We start from the raw sequence: 19,975 nt of genomic DNA on the forward strand, positions 1-19,975 counted from the left end.
GCAAGGAGAAGGTACGATGAAGAAACTTGTGAAGCGTGTACCGACACTCTTCTTGTTGGGCGGGTTGGTTTGCCTGCTGGCCCTTGCCGGTGGTGCATTGGCCCTCAACCCCAATGAAGAAGAGATTAATGATCCGAATCGCGGCAGCGTGGCACTGGACGAGTGCGGCGATTGCACCTGGGACTACACGGGGCTGCGTTGGCTCGGCAGTGGCGGTCAAGGCGGTCGTGGCACCATCCATTGGCCCGGCGGCCAGACCGGCAACAACTACGGCCAAATGTGTTTCACGACCGATTGCGAAATGTCCCCGAATCCGTCGTACGCATGGTGCGTTGACCTGTACCATCCGGCCCAGTCCGCTCCGTATGGCGTAGACGTTTATCCCGGCGTAATTAGCGGTGACAGTTGCCATGCGACGCAATTGCAGGCTCTGGCTTATCTGTTCGCCTGGCATACGCCGGCTTCGATCTTTGAAGATGACGCCTATCAGGTTGCGATCTGGAAGCTGACCAGCTTCCTTGACGGCGGCCCGAACCAAGGCTTGCCGCATTTCTGCTACGACGCTGGTCGCGGCTATCCGAATTTTGCCGACACTCCGGTCTACCCGTATGTCAATACGGTCTACTGCACCAATGCGCCGCGCAACGATCAGGCGAACAGCTGGGCTTTGGAGGCCATTGGCAAGAACGTCGTTCTCCCCGGCGACGTGTGGGGCGACGCCTGCTACGGCCCGGCCATTGAAGGCGACTATGCCACCGTGGATATCCGTCTCTGCCTGACGCGCGGCGATTATGCGTGGTCGCTGAACAACACGGACCTCGAGAATATCAAGGTCGAATTGGCGATTCAGATTGGCGATGGCCCGGTTGAAAACGGTGTGTTCTATACGGATGAAGACGGCTGCATTCACCTGAGCGTGACGCAGTTGATCGCGGAGCGCGCTCCGGTCACGGTTTCGCTGTGCTCGCGCACCGCTTGGCCGTACGCCGTTATTGGCTGCAACGAGTCTGATCGCCTCAACAAGCAATGGCTTGTGATCGAAGGCGAGACCGATACGCTGTGCCAGCGTTGGGTGTTTCCGGGCGACAAGTGGTTGTCGGTGGAACTGGCAGGCTTCGACGCATACACGACCGCGGATGGCGTGGACTTGCAATGGACGACGGCCTCCGAGTCCAATGCCGATCATTGGGAAATTGAGCGTTGTGTGAACGGCACCAGCACGTTTGAGAAGCTGGCCGAGTTGGAAGCGCAGAACAGCGCGTCTGGCGCGACGTATCGTTACGCTGACCGCTATGGCGTGGCCGGCACGACGTACGACTATCGCCTGATTGACGTTGATGCCAGCGGCGTCCGCACGGCGCACTCGACGGTTTCGGCCCGCTTCGGCGAAACCCCGGCTGCAGTGCTCGAATACAATCTGGCTGACGCCTATCCGAATCCGTTCAACCCGAGCACGACGATCTCCTTCACGGTGCCCGAAGTTAGCGAAGTGACCTTGCGTATCTTTGACGTCTCGGGCCGCGAAGTCGCCTCGTTGCTGAATGGTCCTGTGAACGCGGGCGAGCATGTTGTGGAATGGAATGCCGAAGGCCTGCCCTCGGGAACCTACTTCTACAGCTTGACGGCCCCGAACTACACGGCGACCAAGAAGCTCTTGCTGTTAAAGTAAGCTGCCGACGGACGTAGTTTGTGACCAACGACCCCGCCCCGGCGGGGTCGTTGCGTTTCCCGGGCGTCCCTTGCAACTCAGTTAGGGAAGCCTTATACTTAGGGTATTCACTTCACACGAGAATCACGATGCTTCGACTCATACTTCTGCAACTTCTGCTTGCGGCCGTAGCCGCCGCACAAGAAACTCCCCTTCGCGGCCCGGACATTCCGTTTGATCAGGCGAACGCCGTTGTGCGCTACGACTGCACGAGCGTGGTGGTCAACCGGGACGGCTCGGGCGAGACCCTGCGGCGCTACCGTGTTGCCTTGCTGACGGACCGCGCGGTGCGGCAATATGCCCAGGATGAGACGATGTACAATCTCGGCTATGACACCGTGGAAGTCGTGGCCGCCCGTGTATACTTGCCGGACGGCCGGACGATCACGGTGGATTCATCGGCGATCAAAGACGTGCCGTTGCCCGCTTTTGGCAAGTTTTACCTGAACAATGTTCGCGAGAAGATCATCACCTTTCCGGCGCTTGAAAAGGGGGCTGAGGTGGAAGTCGTCTACAAAGAGATCACGCGCGAGCCGCCAATGGACGGGCATTTCAATCTTTCGGAGTATTTTGAGCATACCGACCCGCTCCAGCAGAAAGTTGTCGAAATTACGCTGCCAGACAGCATGACCGTGAACTGGAAGGTGCGCGGCGGAGACGGTGTTAGCCATGTTAAGGCCCACCGCGAAGGCCGTGACTACCATGTGTGGACGATCAAGGACGTACCGCAAATTGTTCCCGAACCGGGCATGCCGCCGTTTCCGGAGACAGCTCGGCAGTTATTGGTTACGACGATTCCCGATTGGGAAACGTGGTCGCGCTGGTACACGGACTTGGCCGAACCGGAAATGGTCGCCGATTCCGCGATCCGTGCGGAAGTCATTGCGCTGACAAAAGGGAAGAGCCGGGAAGACGCAATCCGGGCGATTTTTCAATTCGTATCGAACAGTATCCGCTACGTTGACACCGCGTTAACTGGTCGCAAGGCCGGCTACAAGCCGGAGTCGGCGGCGGTTACCTATCGGAACAAATACGGCGTTTGTCGCGATAAGGCGGCGCTCATGGTAACGATGCTGCGCGAGGCGGGTATAGACGCAGACATTGCGTTGATGAACCCGTCGTGGAAAATTGACGGTGACATCGCCGTGGATCAGTTCAATCACGCGATCGTGTCGGTGCCTGATGGCAAGGGCCGACGCTATATTGATCCGACAGTAGAGAAGACTACGGAGTACCTCGCCGCCAACGAACAAGACCGTGCTGTCCTGACCTGCACGGCGCAAGGCAATCCACTGGCCTGGACGCCGGTGGAAGATCCGAGCAACAATCTCTATCGTGTGGCCGCCACCAGCAAAGTGGACGATCACGGACTGCTGACCTCGACGATCCTGATTGAACCGCGCGGCTTCCCGGACCTCGTATTGCGTTCACATTTGCAGTCCATCTCGCCGCAAGAACGCGAAATCCTCTTCACCGGCTTCGTTCAGGGCTTGGCACCGACGGCGCGATTAGACGGCCTGTCCATCAGCGATCTGCTGGATCTCGATCTGCCCTTGCGGATCGAGCTGCGGGTAAGCGCAACAGATTACGCAATTCAGGCCGGCAAATTCTGGATGTTGAACTCGGTGGCGCAAGGCCGCAAACTGGATTTCCTATCCAGTTATCTCCTGTCGGGTTCTGAGTTGACCGACCGCCGTTATCCCTTGCGTCTCGAATCCACGTTTGCCGTGCAGATGACCGAGACAGTCGAGTTTCCGAAAGAATACATTGTACGCAGTCTACCGGATCCGGTGGAGATCAACGAATCGGAGTTTCGTTTGTCGCGCACATCCAGCTCCAAGGGTCAGTCTGTCACGCTCAAACAGTCCCTTGAAGTGGGTGCGTTGGATATTCCCTTGTCGCGATATCCCCACCTGTTGGCGATGGTCAACCGCCTCGACCTGTTGGAGCGTGGCAAAATTGTGCTGACAACGCGATCTTAGCCGAATATCGTTGAGTTTTGCAGATTGGCTCGTTCGGCGGGATTCTTGCGGTAGCCATCTCCCATGGAAGACTTACGCGAAGCCCCACTGCAGACGACCCAAGAGCAGGTCGAAATCCGCAACCGCAAGATCCTCTGGTGGTTCTTGGCCATCCTTGCGACGTTCGGCGGCACCGTGATGCCGTTCATGCTGGATAACCAGGCCGGGACCATTGCCTGGTCGTTGGGTATTGTGCTGGCTGGGCTTGTGCTGGGCCTTTTGGACTCCCGCCGCCCGTGGATCTACCCGCTTCTGCTGGCCGCTGGTTATACCGTTGTGGGTACGCTGTTGGGCGGTATCGATCAGTTGTCGGATCTTGCCATTCGACTGCAATTGGGTGCGACTCTGGCTGTTCCCGCCGCTATCGGCTCGTATGCCGGCGCGGTGATTCGCAAATTGCTGCGCGGCAGATTGCGATGGGGTGGTCCGGAGACGCCGCGAAGTGCACGCTGGATTGCCTTGACCATTGGTTCTATCGCATCCATCATCTTCATCAAGATGCCCGGCATAGACGGCATGATCGTGGCTTCAGTCCTTCTGCTGGGTGCAGCGGTCTTTCTGGGCTACCGCTATAGTGACCGTCTGTGGCGCTGGGTGATTCTGCTTGGCTTCGGCATTCCCATGGTGGCATTTCTGCGCACCTGCCTTGAGCTTTACTACTATCCTGAGGCGAATGGCCTCTTTCCGATCGAGCTGTCCCTGACGATGGTCCTCGCTGTGCTGCCGACCCTGTTGGGCACCATGGCCGGCCGGGCGTTACACCGCTTCCGCCTCCGGACTCACTGACCTCCTCGCAAACTTTCCGTCCCACTCATTCGGACCTTCCATGTCGAAGCGTTACGTCGTTTTCGTTATTTTGCTGCTCGCCTCATCGCGAGCGTTTTCTGTCTCTGTCCCCGATTGGCTTGAAGCCATGGCCTCAACGGCTGCGGGCTCTGGAGACTTTCCGAACGCATCTGTTCTTGTGCTGCGCGACTACCGTCAGCTAAATGTGGACTCGGGCGGCGCGGCCACGTCGTATGTTGAGCAGTGCTTGAAGCTGCTGGACGATCGGGCCAAAGATGAGCAAGGCGACCGTTCGATTCGCTTTGACTCCGAGCGTGATACGGTGATCTTCGATGCCGTGTATACTCGGCAGGCGGACGGCAGATGGATTGAACCGGAAAAAGACGCGTTCACGGTGACGAGTGCGCCCGAAGTGCAGTGGGCTTCGGCATATTCACAGTTGAAACAGCAAAACGTCAGCTTTCCGGGGCTGGCTGCGGGCGCGGTGATCTACTGGAAGTATCGCGTTGTTCCGAAGTCGGGTCGCACGCCCTGGGCCGATGACTATCAGAGCGGTATCGTTACGTTCGGCGGATTCGAGCCAGTTGCCGATCAGCGCTTCGAGATCGTCGCGGACACGACATACCCGCTGCGGTATGAGATGCAGAATTCGCCCGTCACGCCGACGCAAGCTGTGGATGGTGTGCGTCGCACCCTAACATGGTCGTTCCAGAACCTCAGACAGTTGACACCGGAACCGGACATGGTGGGCATCTCGCACTTGGTCCCGCGGCTGATTTTCACGACATTCGAAGACTGGAGCGAGTTGGGGCTATATGTTGGCGAGCGCTTCTGGCGGGCCGTTGAGCACGCCTCCTACGCGCAGACGCAATATGCTTTGATCTCCACTCCCGGTACGCTGTCGGGGCACCCCTTGGCCCGCAACATTGCCTTTTGGGTGCAGCAGAACATCCGGACGGTTCCGTTGGGATTGGGGGCCGTCGGCTACGAACCGAACGACGCCGACGACGTGTGGGCTAACCGTTACGGCGACGTGCGCGACAAACTGGTGCTGCTCTCGGCGTTGTTGGGTGCCTATGGTATCAACTCTTATCCAGTGTTGTTGCAGGCGAGTAACGCGCCGTTCAGCCAATTACCCTCTCTCGATCAGTTCAATCAGATGGTCTTGGCCGTGCCAGTAGATGCGGACACGATTTTCCTGGACCCCTTGCCGAAGTTCTCGCCGCCTGACGAGATTACGTACGGTCGCTCGGTCGGCATGAGCTGTCAACTAATTCTTGGCGCACCTTTACTCGAACCGGCCGGAGATCTCGTGCGGCAAGAGCGCCGCGCAACGGTGAGCATGTCCCTGACGCTGGACACCGTTGGCACATTAGCCGGGCAGGCGCGTTGCGATGTCATTGCCGATTTTGCGGCATCGGCGCGCGCGACGTTTACGGACCAGAAACAGCAGGAGCGTGAAATCTACTTCCAGCGCGCCGCTTCCCGCATTGGGCAAGGCTGCGAAGTTATTCGGTCGGAGGTCTCTGATCCCAAGCAGTTGGCCCAGCCGATGCGGGTGAGCATGGATTTCTCGTGCCCGGACTTTGCGGTCAAGCAAGGTGATCTGCTGCTCGTGGACATTCCTGTCTCGCCGTTCGCGTTCGCCTCCGCCGGCTTCTACCCATCGTTGCCTACCGTTAAGTATCCGGTTGACCTGCCAATGATGTGTACGGTTTCGCAGACCATCATCGTCTCTTATCCCAAGGGATATCAAGTGGCCTACCTGCCGAACCGCCTATTGGTCGCCAATCCGTTCATGTCCATCGAAGTTGTGCCCAAACAGTTGGCCGACCGCATTGAGTGGCAGCAGTCGGTCACGTATAGTGCGGACATGGTCTCGGTCGAAGACTACCCGAGCCTGCGGGCGGCCTTCGAGAGTCTGATTGCCCCCAAGAACCGTATGTTCGTGTTAGAGAAAGCTAAGTAGTTTGCCCGGCTCAAAGAACGGGAGTCAGTTGACAAAGCCAAAAGTTTTCCGTAGTTTACCGCACAATTAGGCAGGATGCGTTCAACGGGCAACATGGCGCAAGAGTTTGAAATCGCTTAACATGCGATATCTTGAGGCGATGGGTGCTGAAAAACGGGGACTTGAACATCCGTCTCGTGAATTTTGTAGCAAGCCTTGGCCTCCTCCCGCACCCCCATGCCGGACGCCCTTCACTCCAATAATCTTGTCGTCTTTTTGATCCTGTCCGGGGCGGTTGCCGCCGTGGTCGGGCTTTTTGTGGCGCTGACTGTCCTCTTTGGACCGAAGCGCCCGAACGAGACGAAAAATGCACCGTTCGAGTCCGGCTGGATTAGCAAGTCGGACGCATCGCAGCCGTTCCCGATCAAGTACTACCTCGTGGCCATCTTGTTTGTCGTGTTCGACATCGAGGTGGCCTTTTTGTATCCGTGGGCGGTCAGTTTCCGCGAGATCGGGATGATCGGGTTTATTTCGATGAATGTGTTCCTGGCCATTCTTGCGGTCGGGCTTTACTATGCTGTTAAGAAGCGCGTCCTGGAGTGGAAGTAACATGAGCGAACTGATCCAGAGCCCCATGATGGATATGTCGCGCTCGCTGTCGGGGAATGTCCTGACGACGAAGTTCGACAAACTGCTGGGCTGGGCGCGGAAGTACTCGCTCTTTCAGTATCCGTTTGTGACGGCCTGCTGCGGCATGGAGTTCATGTCCACGGCCTGTTCGCATTACGATATTGACCGCTTCGGCGCGGCCTTCCCGCGCTTCTCGCCGCGGCAGGCGGACGTCATCTGGGTGGTGGGCACGATCAGTCACAAAATTGCCCCGATTCTCAAGACCGTCTATGAGCAGACCGCCGATCCCAAGTGGGTGGTCAGTTTTGGCGCCTGCGCCAGTTGCGGCGGCCCGTATGATAACTACGCGACCGTGCAGGGCATTGACACGATTATTCCGGTGGATGTCTATATCGCCGGCTGCCCGCCGCGCCCCGAAGCCGTCCTCGACGGACTGTTGAAGCTCCAGCACCTGATTCAAAATCAGAAGCACGAGTGGAAGTAGCGTGCGCTTGGATCTGGGGCGATCGCCGGCGGCCATGCTCGAGCGAACGATTTAACTGGTAAAGTTAGCATTACGGGTAAATAAGAAATACAAGTATTGCCAGATATAGCATTGTGAGCAAATTCCCGAACATATCGCGATTGAGAAGACGCTGCCTGCGGCGGTGCTGGATTGGCACGAGCGGTTTGGCCAGCGGACGATCATTATTGATAGCCGCCACGTGCTGGCGATCATGACGCTCTTGCGTGACAGTTTTGGCTATGATATGCTGTGCGATCTGACGGCTGTGGACTATCATCCGCGCCGCCCGCGCTACGAGGTGGTGTATCATCTGTTAAACATGACGAACCACGATCGTCTGCGCGTGAAGGTTCAGCTTGAAGATGGGCGTCTGCACATCGCCAGCCTGACGCCGCTCTACCCGATTGCCGACTGGCTTGAGCGCGAGGTGTGGGACATGTTCGGTGTGAAGTTTGACGGGCATCCGTCACTGAAGCGTATTTTGCTTTACGAAGAATTTGAAGGCCATCCGCTGCGCAAGGACTATCCCAAGACGAAGCGCCAGCCGTTGATCGGCCCGCAGAACTAACCATGCAGCATACCGAGCACCTACCGACTCTTGACGCGGCCGTAGAGGCCCACGAGCCCGAGTTCCAGCAGAAGGAAATGCTGCTGAACATCGGTCCCGCGCATCCGGCGATGCACGGGATTATCCGCATCGTGGCCAAGCTGGAAGGCGAGCTGGTGGTCGGGTCGGAAGTGGAGATCGGCTATCTGCACCGCGCGTTTGAGAAGAGTTGCGAAGAGAGCACGTGGAATCAGGCGATCATCTATACGGATCGTTTGAACTACGTCTCCTCGCCGATCAACAACGTCGGCTACTGCATGGCCGTTGAGAAGCTGCTCGGCATCGAAGTCCCGCCGCGGGGACAGTACATACGCACGCTCATGTGCGAGATCGCGCGAGTCAGCGATCATCTGACCTGTGTGGGCGCCTCGGCTATGGAGCTGGGCGGCTTCACGGTGTTCCTCTACATGATCAAGGGCCGTGAGTATTTGTGGGAGTTGATCGAAGAGTATTGCGGCGCGCGCGTCACGACGATGGCAGCGCGGGTCGGCGGCATGCCGCACGATCTGCCCGAGGGTTGGCTGGACAAGTGCCTGTGGGTGGTCAAGGAGATTCGCGAGATTCTGCGCGAGTGCGACATCCTGCTGACGAATAACCGGATCTTTGTTGAGCGCATGGAAAACGTCGGCGTGATGAGCGCTGAACGCGCGATTGCCTGGGGCTGGACCGGCCCGTGTCTGCGCGGGAGCGGCGTGGCTTACGATGTGCGCAAGGATTTTCCGTATCTGGTCTATGATCAGCTTGATTGGGAAGTGCCGGTCGGTCGCAAGGGTGACAATTTGGATCGTTACCTTGTGCGCATGGAAGAGATGGAGCAAAGCTGCCGGATTATCGAGCAATGTGTCGCAAAGATACCCGGTGGGCCGATTAGCTGTGACAACAAGAAAGTGGTCCTGCCCGACAAGAAGGACACATACGGGAATATCGAAGGCCTCATGAATCACTTCAAATTGATCATGTACGGCCACGGCATCCGCGTTCCCGAAGGCGAAGTCTATTTCCCGGTCGAGGGCGGCAACGGCGAACTTGGGTTCTATATTGTTAGTCATCCCGACGAGCATTCGAAGGACGGCTGCAACGACCGCGCGTGGCGCGTTCGCTGCCGACCGCCGTGCTTCCCGATGGTCGCTTGCCTGCCGGAGATGATCAACAACTACATGATCGCCGACATCGTTCCCACGTTTGGTTCCGTGAATATGATCGGCGGCGAGTTGGATCGCTAACCAATTCTCATGCAAATCCCCGATACACTGAAGAAGAAGGCCGCTGAGATCGGCTTTCGCTACCCCGAGGACAAACGTCAATCGGGTCTGATTCCGCTGCTGTTTGAAGTGCAGCGCGAATTGGGCTGGATTACGCCCGAGGCGGAAGCATGGGTTGCGGAAACGCTCGGCGTGACCGAAGTGAAGGTGCGCGAGGTCATCACGTTTTATTCGATGATGCGCGCCGAGCCGAGCGGCAAATACCTGATTCAGGTTTGTCAGAATATCGCATGCTGTCTGACCGGCGGGGAAGAGCTGCAGCACCACATCGAGAAGAAGTTGGGGATCCACCCGGGCGAGACGACCAAAGACGGCATGTTCACGCTGAAGTGCGTGGAATGTCTGGGCGGTTGTTCGTGGGGGCCGATGATGCTCGTAAACGAGGATCAGTATTTCCAATTGAGCAAGGAAAAGGTTGACAAGGTGATTGACGGGCTGCGCGCGGGAGAACCGCTGGTAGCCGACAATCCGACGCCTCTGCTGGGCAACGTAGCCGGAGAGACAGTGGCATGATCGGCAACGGCTCTGTGCGGGTGATATCCAAGAATTTTGCCGTGGCCAACATGGCCTCGTTGGACGTGGCCCTGAAGAACGGCGCGTATGATCAGTTCAAGCGCGCGCTGAAGATGAAGCCCGAAGAGGTGACGCAGATCGTGAAGGATTCGGGTCTGCGCGGTCACGGCGGCGCAGGCTTTTCGACGGGCACGAAGTGGGGCTTCATCCCCAAGGACAAGTTCCCTCGCTATGTCACGGTGAATGGCGACGAGTCCGAACCGGGAACGTGCAAAGACCGTTTGATTCTCGAACGCGATCCGCACCTGTTGCTCGAAGGTGCGCTGATCTGCGCGTATGCGGTGCAGGCTGAACGCGTTTACGTCTATATTCGTGGCGAGTACTTTTATCCGACGATGGTGACCGCCAAGGCCGTGCAGGAAGCGTATGCAAAAGGCTTCGCGGGCAAGAACATACTGAATAGCGGCTGGTCGTGCTCAATTCACATGCATAATGGCGCCGGCGCGTACATTTGTGGTGAAGAGACCGGTCTGCTTGAGTCCATGGAAGGGAAGAAGGGCTGGCCGCGCTTGAAGCCGCCGTTCTATCCCGCGGCTATTGGTCTGTGGGGTCAGCCGACGATTGTGAATAACGTCGAGACGCTCGCCTTCGTGCCGCGTGTCTTGGAGATGGGCGCGGAGAAATTCGCCGCGTTGGGCTCGCCTAAGAATGGTGGCACGGCGCTCTATTCACTGTCAGGTCACGTCAACAAGCCGGGCGTCTATGAATTGCCGATGGGCACGCTTCTGAGTGACTTGGTTTACAAGTATGGCGGCGGCATTCCCAACGGTCGCAAGCTTAAGGCTGTAATCCCCGGCGGGTCGTCGTCGCACATTCTGACCGCAGAAGAGTGTGAAAATCTCCCGCTGGATTTCGAATCGGTCGCTGCTCGCGGTTCGATGCTCGGCAGCGCGGCCGTGATGGTGATTGATGACACCGTGTCAATTCCCAAGCTCATGCATTGGATGGTGCGGTTTTACGCGCACGAAAGCTGTGGTCAGTGCACGCCGTGCCGCGAAGGTTGCGACTGGCTGTTGCGCCTGTCGAAGAAGTTCCTTGATGGCAGCGCCCGCAAGCGCGACATTGACGACATGTGGGAAGTTGCCAATAATATTGACGGCAAAACGATCTGTGCGCTTGGCGCGGCTGTCGCCTGGCCCACGAAGAGTTATCTGGAAAAGTACCGCCACGAGTTTGAAGCGGTTTGCAAGAGTTAACGTCACCAACCTGATCTCCTACCTTGCCCTGGCTTGAAATAGACGGTAAACCGGTTGAAGTGCCGGCGGGAATGAACCTCATAGAAGCGGCTCGGCTTCTGAATGTGGAGATTCCGCATTACTGCTACCACGCGGGCCTGACCGTTGTGGGCTCGTGCCGCATGTGTCAGGTGGAGGTGGAGGTGGGCGGCCGTAAGAGTGTGGCCATTGGCTGTAACACCAAGGCCGCCGACGGGATGAAGGTCTATACTAAGACCGAAGTCGTCCACAAGCTGCGGCAGTCAATTCTTGAGTTCTACCTGCAGCACCACCCGCTCGATTGCCCGATTTGTGACGACGCCGGCGAGTGCGACTTGCAGAACTACTACATGGAGCACGGTCTCCACGAGAGCCGCGTGGCGCTGGCCGAGAAGAAGCACAAGCATAAAGTGGTAGATGTCGGACCGACGGTCGTGCTCGACAGCGAACGCTGCGTACTCTGTTCGCGATGTGTGCGCTTCTGCCGGGAGATTACAGGCACCGATGAACTTGGCATATTTAATCACGGTCGCGACGCGGAATTGCTGACGACGCCGGGCAAGCGCCTCGACAACGACTACTCCGGTTGTGTGGTGGATTTGTGTCCCGTTGGCGCGCTGACAGACAAAGATTTCCGTTTCAAACGCCGCGTTTGGTACATGAAGCGCACTGCGTCGGTATGCACCGGTTGTTCGCGCGGCTGTAATATCTTCATGGACTGGGAAATTGACCGCCGTTACAAAGACCCCGAGCGCCGCATTCAGCGTCTGAAGCCGCGTTACAATCAGATGGTCAATGAGTGGTGGATATGCGACCAGGGCCGGTACAGCTACCACGCAGTGGACGCTGCCAATCGTCTGCTGGCGCCCGTAACCAAGTCCGCGAGCAACGGTCACGCGCCGAGCATTGATGAGGTCATTGCGTCCGTCGCGGAGAAGTTACAGGCCGTCGTGGCGAAGTCGGGCGCGGGATCCATTGCCGTGCTGGCGTCGGCCTCGTCATCCAATGAAGACCTTTACGCGCTGAACCGCCTGTTCGTCGAGAAGCTCAAGGTGCAGAACATTGATTGCACATTCGGCTTCGAACCCAAGGGCAAAGAGGACGAGTTGCTGAAGCGTGCGGATCTGACTCCCAATCGGCGTGGCGCGTTGGAACTCAAGATTAAGCCATGGGGCGGCGACGGACAGGGCGGAGACGAATTGCTGGCGGCGGTGGTTGAAGGCGAATTTGATGCGGTGATTGTCATTCGCCACGATCTCTCAAAAGCGCTGTCCGAACGCGATCTGGCTAAGCTGCGCAAGAACACCGGCTATATTGTCTGCCTCGCCGAGCATACGACCGGCTGGAGCGATGTGGCGGATGTTGTCCTGCCGCTGGCGATGTGGGCCGAGCGCGAAGCCACATACACGAATTTCCAGGGTCGCGTGCAGAAGACTGCCCGACCTTTTGAACCGCATGGGTTGGCGCGTGCCGAATGGGAGATCTGGTCCAAGCTCGGTGCGCACTTCGGGGTCGAACTCGGCGCCGAAACCCCGCAGGCTCTGTTTGACCGGATCGGCGCTCACTTTGAGTCCTTTGCCGGTTTGTCCTGGGATGCGCTGTCCACCGGAGGAAAGATGCTCAACGGCACGCCGGAACCGGCCTATCGGCGCGTGCAATCTGCTCACCCACTGCCTGCCTACTAACCCATGTTTGTTGACCTCGGAATAATTCTCGGGAAGATCGCCTTCGTGCTGGTCAACATACTGAACGGCGCGGGCATTTTGACGTGGGTCGAGCGCAAGCAGAGCGCGCTCATGTCCGACCGTATCGGCGCGAACCGAGCGTCAATCCTCGGTATCAGGCTGTTTGGTCTGGTCAATTCGTTGGCCGATGCACTCAAGCTGATTTTCAAGGAAGACTTTGTACCGCCGCGCGGTGTGCGGGTCCTGCACTTCTTGGCTCCGATCTTTGCAATGGCCCCCGTGTTTTTCACGATGGCTGTAATTCCGTTCGGACCCCCTGTCGAGATTTTCGGTCGCGACGTGAAACTGCAAATCCTCGACATGGACATCGGCGTGCTCTATATTCTGGCCTTCGGTTCGATCGCCGTCTACGGAGCAATGCTGGCGGGATGGGCGTCAAACAGCAAGTACGCTTTGCTCGGCGGCATGCGCGCGTCGGCGCAGATGATTTCTTACGAGATTATCCTCGGCTTGTCGTTGATCGGCCCGATTCTGGTCTTCAATACGATGGAGCCGGGTGCTATGGTTCACGCGCAGAATCAGTACCTTTGGGGCTGGATTCCGCAGTGGGGCATCATTATGCAACCCGTTGCCTTCTTGCTGTTCCTGCCGGCGGCGATGGCCGAAACCAAGCGCGCGCCATTTGATATGCCCGAAGGCGAATCCGAGATCATTGGTTTTGCGACGGAATATTCCGGCATGCGCTGGGGCATGTTCTTCTTGGGCGAGTTCGCGGAAATCGTCGTCCTGGCCGGCGTGATTACGGCTGTTTTCTTGGGCGGTTACCATATTCCGTTCCTGTTCGACGCAGTCGAGAAGAGTGGGCAAGCGGGCTTCCATTTCCCGTGGGGCATGTATATTCCGTTGGGCGAGTGGACGGTCGTGATTATGCGCATGGCTGCATTCGGCGCGAAACTGGTGGCGCTGATGTGGCTGCAAATGCAGATTCGCTGGACCTTCCCGCGCTTCCGTTATGACCAACTGATGCGCGTGTCTTGGCGCGAGATGATGCCCATCGCGCTGGTGAACATCGCGGTGACCGGTTTGATCATCTTGTGGCTGGGCAAATAGAATTATCATGATAACCGTTCGACCCGTACGCGAAGTCAAACTGACGCTCTGGCAGACGACCTACTATCCCGAGCTGCTGCGCGGCATGGCCGTCACGACGCGCCATTTCTTTGTCAACCTCGGCCGGTTCGCGTTGCGCGCGGTAGGAGTCAAGACCGAACGCCCGATCGTGACGTTTCAGTATCCTGAGGAACGCCGCCCAATCTCGCCGCGTTGGCGCGGACGGCATCGCCTCATGTTGCGGCCTGACGGTGCACCGCGCTGCGTCGCCTGCATGATGTGCGAGACGGCCTGCCCGGACAAGTGCATCTACATCACCGCCGGTGAAGCGCTGGATGGGAAGATCGAGAAGTATCCGGTGGCTTTTGAAATTGACTTGCTGCGCTGCTGTTTCTGCGGGCTGTGCGTGGAGGCCTGTCCCGAGGATGCGATACGCATGGACAGCGGCTACGTGGATTTGGGCGGTTATAGTCGCGGCGAGTTCTATCTGGATCGTGACTACCTGTTGACCAATTCTGCCCCGACGACGCATTCTCAGTATCGTGGTGAACTTGATGGAGTCGTGGTGACACGCGTGGACCTGCTGGCGCAGGCCAAGCACCATTAAGACTTGCGCGCAAGATCAATTCGGAACTTTGGCGAGCCGTACGGAAGCAGTTCCGTGCGGCTCATGCATATAATAGCATTTACATGACGAACGTTCCTCCACGCTGGCCTTCGGCGCGAATCCAGTCACTCTTCGGAATCGAGCACCCAATTGTCCAGGCCGGCATGGTCTGGACATCGGGATGGAAACTCTGTGTGGCCTCGGCACGTGCGGGCTGCCTGGGGATGATTGGCGCAGGCTCGATGAAAGCCGAGTTATTGCGCGAGCACATAACAGACGCGCGCAATGCGTTACCCGCAGCGACGCCGTTTGCCGTCAATATACCACTGCTGCGCGGCGACGTGCAGGATCTGGTGCAGGTTTGCCTCGACGAACAGATCAAAATAGTTTTCACATCCGCAGGCAATCCCGGACTTTTCACCCGGACTTTCAAGAAGCATGGTGTGGTCGTCGTGCACGTTGTACCGACGGCGAAGCTCGCAAAAAAGTGTGAAGAGCGCGGCGTGGATGCGGTTGTGTGCGAAGGCACGGAGGCCGGCGGACACAACGGCATAGACGAAATTCCGACCTTTGTGCTCGTGCCGCAAGTACGCGACGCCGTGAAGATACCGGTGATTGCGGCGGGCGGAATCGCGGATGGTCGCGGCATACTGGCAGCGCTGGCGTTGGGCGCCGATGGCGTGCAGATTGGTACGCGCTTCGCCGCGACTGCTGAGTCCGCGTCGCACGAACGCTACAAACAGGCGGTAATTGATGCGGGTGAGACGGACACCGTTTTGGCGCTGAAGAATATTGGCCCGACGCGTATGATCAAGTCGCCGTTCGCAATGAGAGCGGCGGAATTTGAAAAGCGCGGCGCGACGCCGGAAGAAACACTTGAACTGCTCGGCCGCAAACGCGAGCGCATGGGTATCTTTGAAGGCAATTGGGAAGAAGGACAATTTGAAGCGGGCATGGGCGCGGGTCTGATTCACGACGCGCCGCCCGTGGCTGAAGTCGTCGAGCGCATGCTGCGTGAATACGAAACCGCGCGGCTGACCTTGACCGGAGAGGAGAACCACACATGATGCGTGAAATGCTCGGCGGTAAGATTCATTCCGCCACCCTGACTGAAACAAAACTCAACTATGAAGGCAGTTGCGCCATTGATCGCGACCTGCTCGACGCGGCGGGGATTGCAGTCTATGAGCGCGTACACATCTACAATGTAAACAGCGGCGCTCGCCTTGATACCTATGCCATTCCGGCCCGCCGCGGTTCGGGTAAAGTCGGACTGAACGGTGCGGCCGCGCGACTGGGGCAAGTCGGCGACAAGGTGATCATCGCGACATATGTGCAGTTGACCGACGAAGAGCTGCGCAAACATCGCGCACGCGTCGTCCTTGTGGATGGTCAGAACCAAATTAAAGAACTAATCGAGCACAAATGCGAGGTGCCCAAATGAAGATTACCGCCTACACAGGTTCGCTCAAAGGCAAACCATCAGCCATCGCCGTCTGCCTGTTTGATGACGAGGTGCGCGCTCCGAAACTCGCAGGCCTCGACCGCCGCACGGTTGCCGCAATCGAGAAGTTAATGGCCGCCTCGCACTTCACGGCCGGGCATGGCGAGACGTTTGTGCATTTTTCTGAGACGGCCACGGCCCCTGTGCTCATTCTGCAGGGCCTGGGATCTCGCAAGGACTTTTCGTGGCGCCGTCTGCGCCTCGCGTCGGGCGCAGTGCTGCGCGCGGCGCGCCAGAATCTGGCCAAGCATGTGGCTCTGTTTAGCTCGTCGGCCTACGATGAAGACTTGAGCGCCGAAATCACGTCCCGCGCGCTCGTGGACGGCGCAATTCTTGGTCACTGGAGTTTTGGTCATTACAAACCGTCGAACAAGCGCACGGCGCACACTGTCGCCGCGCTGGACCTTTATTTCGGTGGCGTCGCCCGTAAGAACGCCGCCGAGCGCATCATTCACACGGCACAAGTGATGGCCGAGTCGCAGTGCCTTGCACGCGACTACGGTACGCATCCCGCCAATGTTGTGACGACGGACTATCTCCGCAGCGAAGCGAAAAAACTCGTCAAGTTCGGCATTCATGTCACGACGATCGAGCGCGCGCAACTGAAGCGGCTCGGCATGAACCTGATGCTCGCGGTCGGGCAGGCGAGCGTGATGCCGCCGCGCGTGATCATCATGGACTATCGTCCGCGCGGCGCGACCAAAACGCTCGCGCTTGTAGGCAAGGGCCTTGTGTTCGACTCGGGCGGTTTGAACATTAAGGTGGCTATGATGGAAGAGATGAAATCTGACATGTGCGGCGCGGCGGCGGTACTCGCGGCCATGCACGGCATCGCGCGCTTGAAACCCAAGCAGCGCGTTATCGGCGTCATCGGCGCGTGCGAGAACGCCATTAGCGGTAACGCCTATCGTCCGTCGGACATCTACACGGCATATAACGGCAAGACTGTGGAAATCGGCAATACCGATGCCGAAGGCCGTTTGGTGCTCGCTGACGTGATGGCTTTCGTCGTGGACAAGTACCGACCGCATCTCATGGTGGACATCGCAACGCTGACCGGCGCGGCGAAGGTGGCGCTGGGCAATCATGCCGATGCCGTGTTCGCCAACAGCGACCGCGTGACTCAGCAGGTTCTTGCGGCGTCGGAACGCGCCTTTGACCGCATGTGGCCACTGCCGCTCTTTGACGAGTATCTGGATGAAATGAAGGGTGACACCGCGATGCTGAAGAACAGTGGGGGACATCGTTGGGGCGGCGCGTCCATGGCCGCGGCCTTTCTGCGCGAATTTGTCGGCAGCACGCCATGGGCGCATCTCGACATCGCGCCGACGTCTTTCCCAGCCTATCCGACCTCAGTCACTCCCAAGATGACCGCCAGCGGCACCGCGACGAAAACGCTGATTGAATTGGCGATTGGAGGAATATAGTATGGCACTCTTTGGCGCCTCAATTGAAGTCCTAACGAATAACTTGCTGGCTACTGTTGTTCAAATCGTGGAAGAAGCTCAAAAGAAGGAAAAGGTGTATTTGATTAGTCCTTACCTTCAACTAAACACGAATGTTTGCGACGTAATCAACAAGGCCATAGCGGAAGGTGTAGAAGTTCGCTTAATATATCGAGCGGGCTACGAGCTTCGCCAAGAAGACAGAAAGTATCTTGCGACGGCACACGTTGGCTTGAAAACTCTTGGCCATTTGCATGCCAAACTCTACGTGAGTGAACTGACCGCGCTTGTAACAAGCCTAAACCTCTACAACTACTCTGACAAGGAGAGCCGGGAGCTTGGCATCCGTTTCACCGACAGCAAGACAGTGCAAGTACTGAAGGAGCAAGCTGAGTCGTGGTGGGAGATGGCCGACAAAGTCGACAAGGCAGAATTGCTCTCGCAGGAAAAAGCGACTGCGACGAAATCTTTATTTTCAGGTGCCAAGACACAAGGACATTGCATCCGGTGCGGCGCACCAAAGTCATTCAACCCGAAGTACCCTCTTTGTGATACATGCTATCCAATTTGGTCGAAATTCAAAGACGAGACTTACGAAGAAAAGTACTGTCACAAGTGCGGCAACAAGAATCCAACCAGCGTCAAATCGCCACTTTGCAGACCGTGTTGGTCCGCCACTAGATAGGACGATAATCCATGGAACGAGAAACCCTCCCGGTAGATGTTCTAATTGTTGGCGCGGGTCCGGCAGGACTGTCGTGCGCCTACCATTTGAAGCAACTGCTCAAGCGCGCCAAAGCCAATGGCCAGAGCCCGGCTGACGCCGAGATCATGGTTATCGAAAAGTCGCGCGAGTTGGGGGCGCACAATCTCAGCGGCGCCGTCATGGATCCGCGCGGAATTTCGGAGCTGATTCCTGATTGGCGCGCGCGTAATCTCCCGATTGAGCATACCGTCGAAGATGAAGGCGTATACTATCTGACGCAGACGGGCAAGTTCAAGTCGCCGATAACTCCGCCGCCGATGCGCAATCACGGTTTTCCGATCGTTTCCATTAATCGCCTGGTCAAGTGGCTCGGTGAACAATGCGAAGCCGAGGAGATTCTGATCGCCACAGAGACGCCGGGGCAGCATGTACTCTACAACGGCGCGCGAGTAACTGGTGTGCAAACCGGCGACAAAGGCCTCAACAAGAACGGCGAACAAAAGCGCTCGTATGAGCCCGGCGCGAATATTGAAGCGCGCGTGACCGTATTGACCGAAGGCACTCGCGGCTCGTTGACAAAACAGGCCGTCGAGAAGCTCAGTTTGCACGGTGAAATGCCGCAGACGTATGTGCTCGGCGTTAAGGAAGTTTGGGAACTTCCCAAATCGCTCTCGACGCGCGGTACGGTCTATCACACACTCGGCTATCCGCTTGGCGATCTGTTCGGCGGCAGTTGGATCTACACCATGCGCGACAACATGGTGTCCATTGGCCTCGTGACGGACCTTGGTTACAAGAACCCATATACTGATCCGCATTACAATTTTCAGAAATTCAAACAGCACCCGTGGATTGCGGAATTGCTGCGCGACGGCAAACTTTTGGGCTACGGCGCCAAGACGATACCCGAAGGCGGGTGGTTCTCGATGCCGAAGCTGTATGCCGATGGCCTGCTGCTCGCGGGCGACAGCGCGGCCTTTCTCAATGCCCAGCGCCTAAAGGGTATTCACCTCGCCATCAAGTCTGGCATGCTTGCTGCCGAAGCCATCTTCTATGCGCTGCAGAAAGATGACACATCCGCCTCGACGCTGAAGATCTACAAGGACGCGGTGGATGCCAGTTGGGTGCGCGAAGAGCTGTGGGCCGTTCGTAACTTCCACCAGTCATTTGAGTCCGGTCTGTTCCCGGGAATGCTTCACGCGGGAGCGCAGGTGCTTACGGGCGGACGCGGCTTCAAGAGTAAGATGCTTTCGCCCGAGACGCATACTCACATGCAGAAGGTCAAGGCGCTTGGGCTGAAAGATCGCGACGCCGTGCTCGAGGGGCGGTCCAAGGAGTTTGATCGCGTGCTCACGTTTGACAAACTCTCAGACGTGTACAAGAGCAAGACTCTGCATGAAGAGGATCAACCGGTCCATTTGCACGTCGCCGACACAGAAATCTGCCGCACGAAGTGCCGCGAAGAGTATGGCAACCCGTGCCAGTTCTTCTGCCCGGCCAGCGTGTATGAAATGGTGCCCGATGCGGAGCGCGGGGGTGTGAAGCTGCAAATCAACTTCAGCAACTGCGTTCACTGCAAGACCTGCGACATCATGGATCCCTACCAGATCATCACATGGGTGCCGCCCGAAGGCGGCGGCGGACCGGAGTACACGGACCTCTAA

18 protein-coding genes are annotated in these 19,975 nt (G+C 57.7%); all 18 read left to right on the forward strand.

The window, feature by feature from the left end; genetic code table 11:
* The first annotated feature begins 16 nt into the window (after nt 1–16).
* The gene (locus IPH10_07240; protein ID MBK6910714.1) at nt 17–1,669 is read left to right on the forward strand and encodes a T9SS type A sorting domain-containing protein; all 1,653 of its coding nucleotides are present in this window, start codon (nt 17–19) and stop codon (nt 1,667–1,669) included.
* Nucleotides 1,670–1,797: 128 nt separating this feature from the next.
* A complete protein-coding gene (locus tag IPH10_07245; protein MBK6910715.1) occupies nt 1,798–3,690 on the forward strand; it encodes a DUF3857 domain-containing protein in 1,893 nt (630 codons plus the stop codon).
* A gap of 63 nt (nt 3,691–3,753) precedes the next feature.
* The gene (locus tag IPH10_07250) at nt 3,754–4,515 is read left to right on the forward strand and encodes a hypothetical protein (protein ID MBK6910716.1); all 762 of its coding nucleotides are present in this window, start codon (nt 3,754–3,756) and stop codon (nt 4,513–4,515) included.
* 40 nt (nt 4,516–4,555) lie between these two features.
* The gene (locus IPH10_07255) at nt 4,556–6,484 is read left to right on the forward strand and encodes a DUF3857 domain-containing protein (GenBank protein ID MBK6910717.1); all 1,929 of its coding nucleotides are present in this window, start codon (nt 4,556–4,558) and stop codon (nt 6,482–6,484) included.
* 216 nt (nt 6,485–6,700) lie between these two features.
* Nucleotides 6,701–7,072, forward strand: coding sequence for an NADH-quinone oxidoreductase subunit A (locus IPH10_07260; GenBank protein ID MBK6910718.1), 372 nt, complete (start codon nt 6,701–6,703; stop codon nt 7,070–7,072).
* Between the two features lies 1 nt (nt 7,073).
* On the forward strand, nt 7,074–7,577 hold the full coding sequence (gene nuoB / locus IPH10_07265; GenBank protein ID MBK6910719.1) for an NADH-quinone oxidoreductase subunit NuoB: 504 nt from the start codon (nt 7,074–7,076) through the stop codon (nt 7,575–7,577).
* Nucleotides 7,578–7,809: 232 nt separating this feature from the next.
* On the forward strand, nt 7,810–8,166 hold the full coding sequence (locus tag IPH10_07270; GenBank protein MBK6910720.1) for an NADH-quinone oxidoreductase subunit C: 357 nt from the start codon (nt 7,810–7,812) through the stop codon (nt 8,164–8,166).
* Nucleotides 8,167–8,168: 2 nt separating this feature from the next.
* Nucleotides 8,169–9,428: an NADH-quinone oxidoreductase subunit D gene (locus IPH10_07275; GenBank protein ID MBK6910721.1), complete on the forward strand. Its 1,260-nt coding sequence runs from the start codon at nt 8,169–8,171 to the stop codon at nt 9,426–9,428.
* A 9-nt stretch (nt 9,429–9,437) separates the two neighbouring features.
* Nucleotides 9,438–9,980: an NADH-quinone oxidoreductase subunit NuoE gene (gene nuoE, locus IPH10_07280; GenBank protein ID MBK6910722.1), complete on the forward strand. Its 543-nt coding sequence runs from the start codon at nt 9,438–9,440 to the stop codon at nt 9,978–9,980.
* Nucleotides 9,977–11,236: an NADH-quinone oxidoreductase subunit NuoF gene (gene nuoF, locus IPH10_07285; GenBank protein MBK6910723.1), complete on the forward strand. Its 1,260-nt coding sequence runs from the start codon at nt 9,977–9,979 to the stop codon at nt 11,234–11,236. Before nuoE ends, nuoF begins: the two co-directional genes overlap by 4 nt.
* Before the next feature lie 23 nt (nt 11,237–11,259).
* Nucleotides 11,260–12,939 (forward strand): molybdopterin-dependent oxidoreductase, encoded by a 1,680-nt coding sequence (locus IPH10_07290; GenBank protein MBK6910724.1) that lies wholly within the window; start codon nt 11,260–11,262, stop codon nt 12,937–12,939.
* A gap of 3 nt (nt 12,940–12,942) precedes the next feature.
* On the forward strand, nt 12,943–14,049 hold the full coding sequence (locus tag IPH10_07295) for an NADH-quinone oxidoreductase subunit H (protein MBK6910725.1): 1,107 nt from the start codon (nt 12,943–12,945) through the stop codon (nt 14,047–14,049).
* A gap of 85 nt (nt 14,050–14,134) precedes the next feature.
* A complete protein-coding gene (locus tag IPH10_07300) occupies nt 14,135–14,656 on the forward strand; it encodes an NADH-quinone oxidoreductase subunit I (GenBank protein ID MBK6910726.1) in 522 nt (173 codons plus the stop codon).
* 83 nt (nt 14,657–14,739) lie between these two features.
* Complete coding sequence (locus IPH10_07305) at nt 14,740–15,723, forward strand: nitronate monooxygenase (protein MBK6910727.1); 984 nt, start codon at nt 14,740–14,742, stop codon at nt 15,721–15,723.
* Nucleotides 15,720–16,100 (forward strand): aspartate 1-decarboxylase, encoded by a 381-nt coding sequence (locus tag IPH10_07310; GenBank protein ID MBK6910728.1) that lies wholly within the window; start codon nt 15,720–15,722, stop codon nt 16,098–16,100. Before IPH10_07305 ends, IPH10_07310 begins: the two co-directional genes overlap by 4 nt.
* Nucleotides 16,097–17,587: a leucyl aminopeptidase gene (locus tag IPH10_07315; GenBank protein ID MBK6910729.1), complete on the forward strand. Its 1,491-nt coding sequence runs from the start codon at nt 16,097–16,099 to the stop codon at nt 17,585–17,587. The genes IPH10_07310 and IPH10_07315 overlap by 4 nt, the downstream gene beginning before the upstream one ends.
* 1 nt (nt 17,588) lies before the next feature.
* Nucleotides 17,589–18,290, forward strand: coding sequence for a hypothetical protein (locus IPH10_07320; protein MBK6910730.1), 702 nt, complete (start codon nt 17,589–17,591; stop codon nt 18,288–18,290).
* A gap of 11 nt (nt 18,291–18,301) precedes the next feature.
* Complete coding sequence (locus IPH10_07325) at nt 18,302–19,975, forward strand: electron transfer flavoprotein-ubiquinone oxidoreductase (GenBank protein ID MBK6910731.1); 1,674 nt, start codon at nt 18,302–18,304, stop codon at nt 19,973–19,975.

This window comes from bacterium, assembly GCA_016702305.1.
Lineage (GTDB): Bacteria > Electryoneota > RPQS01 > RPQS01 > RPQS01 > JABWCQ01.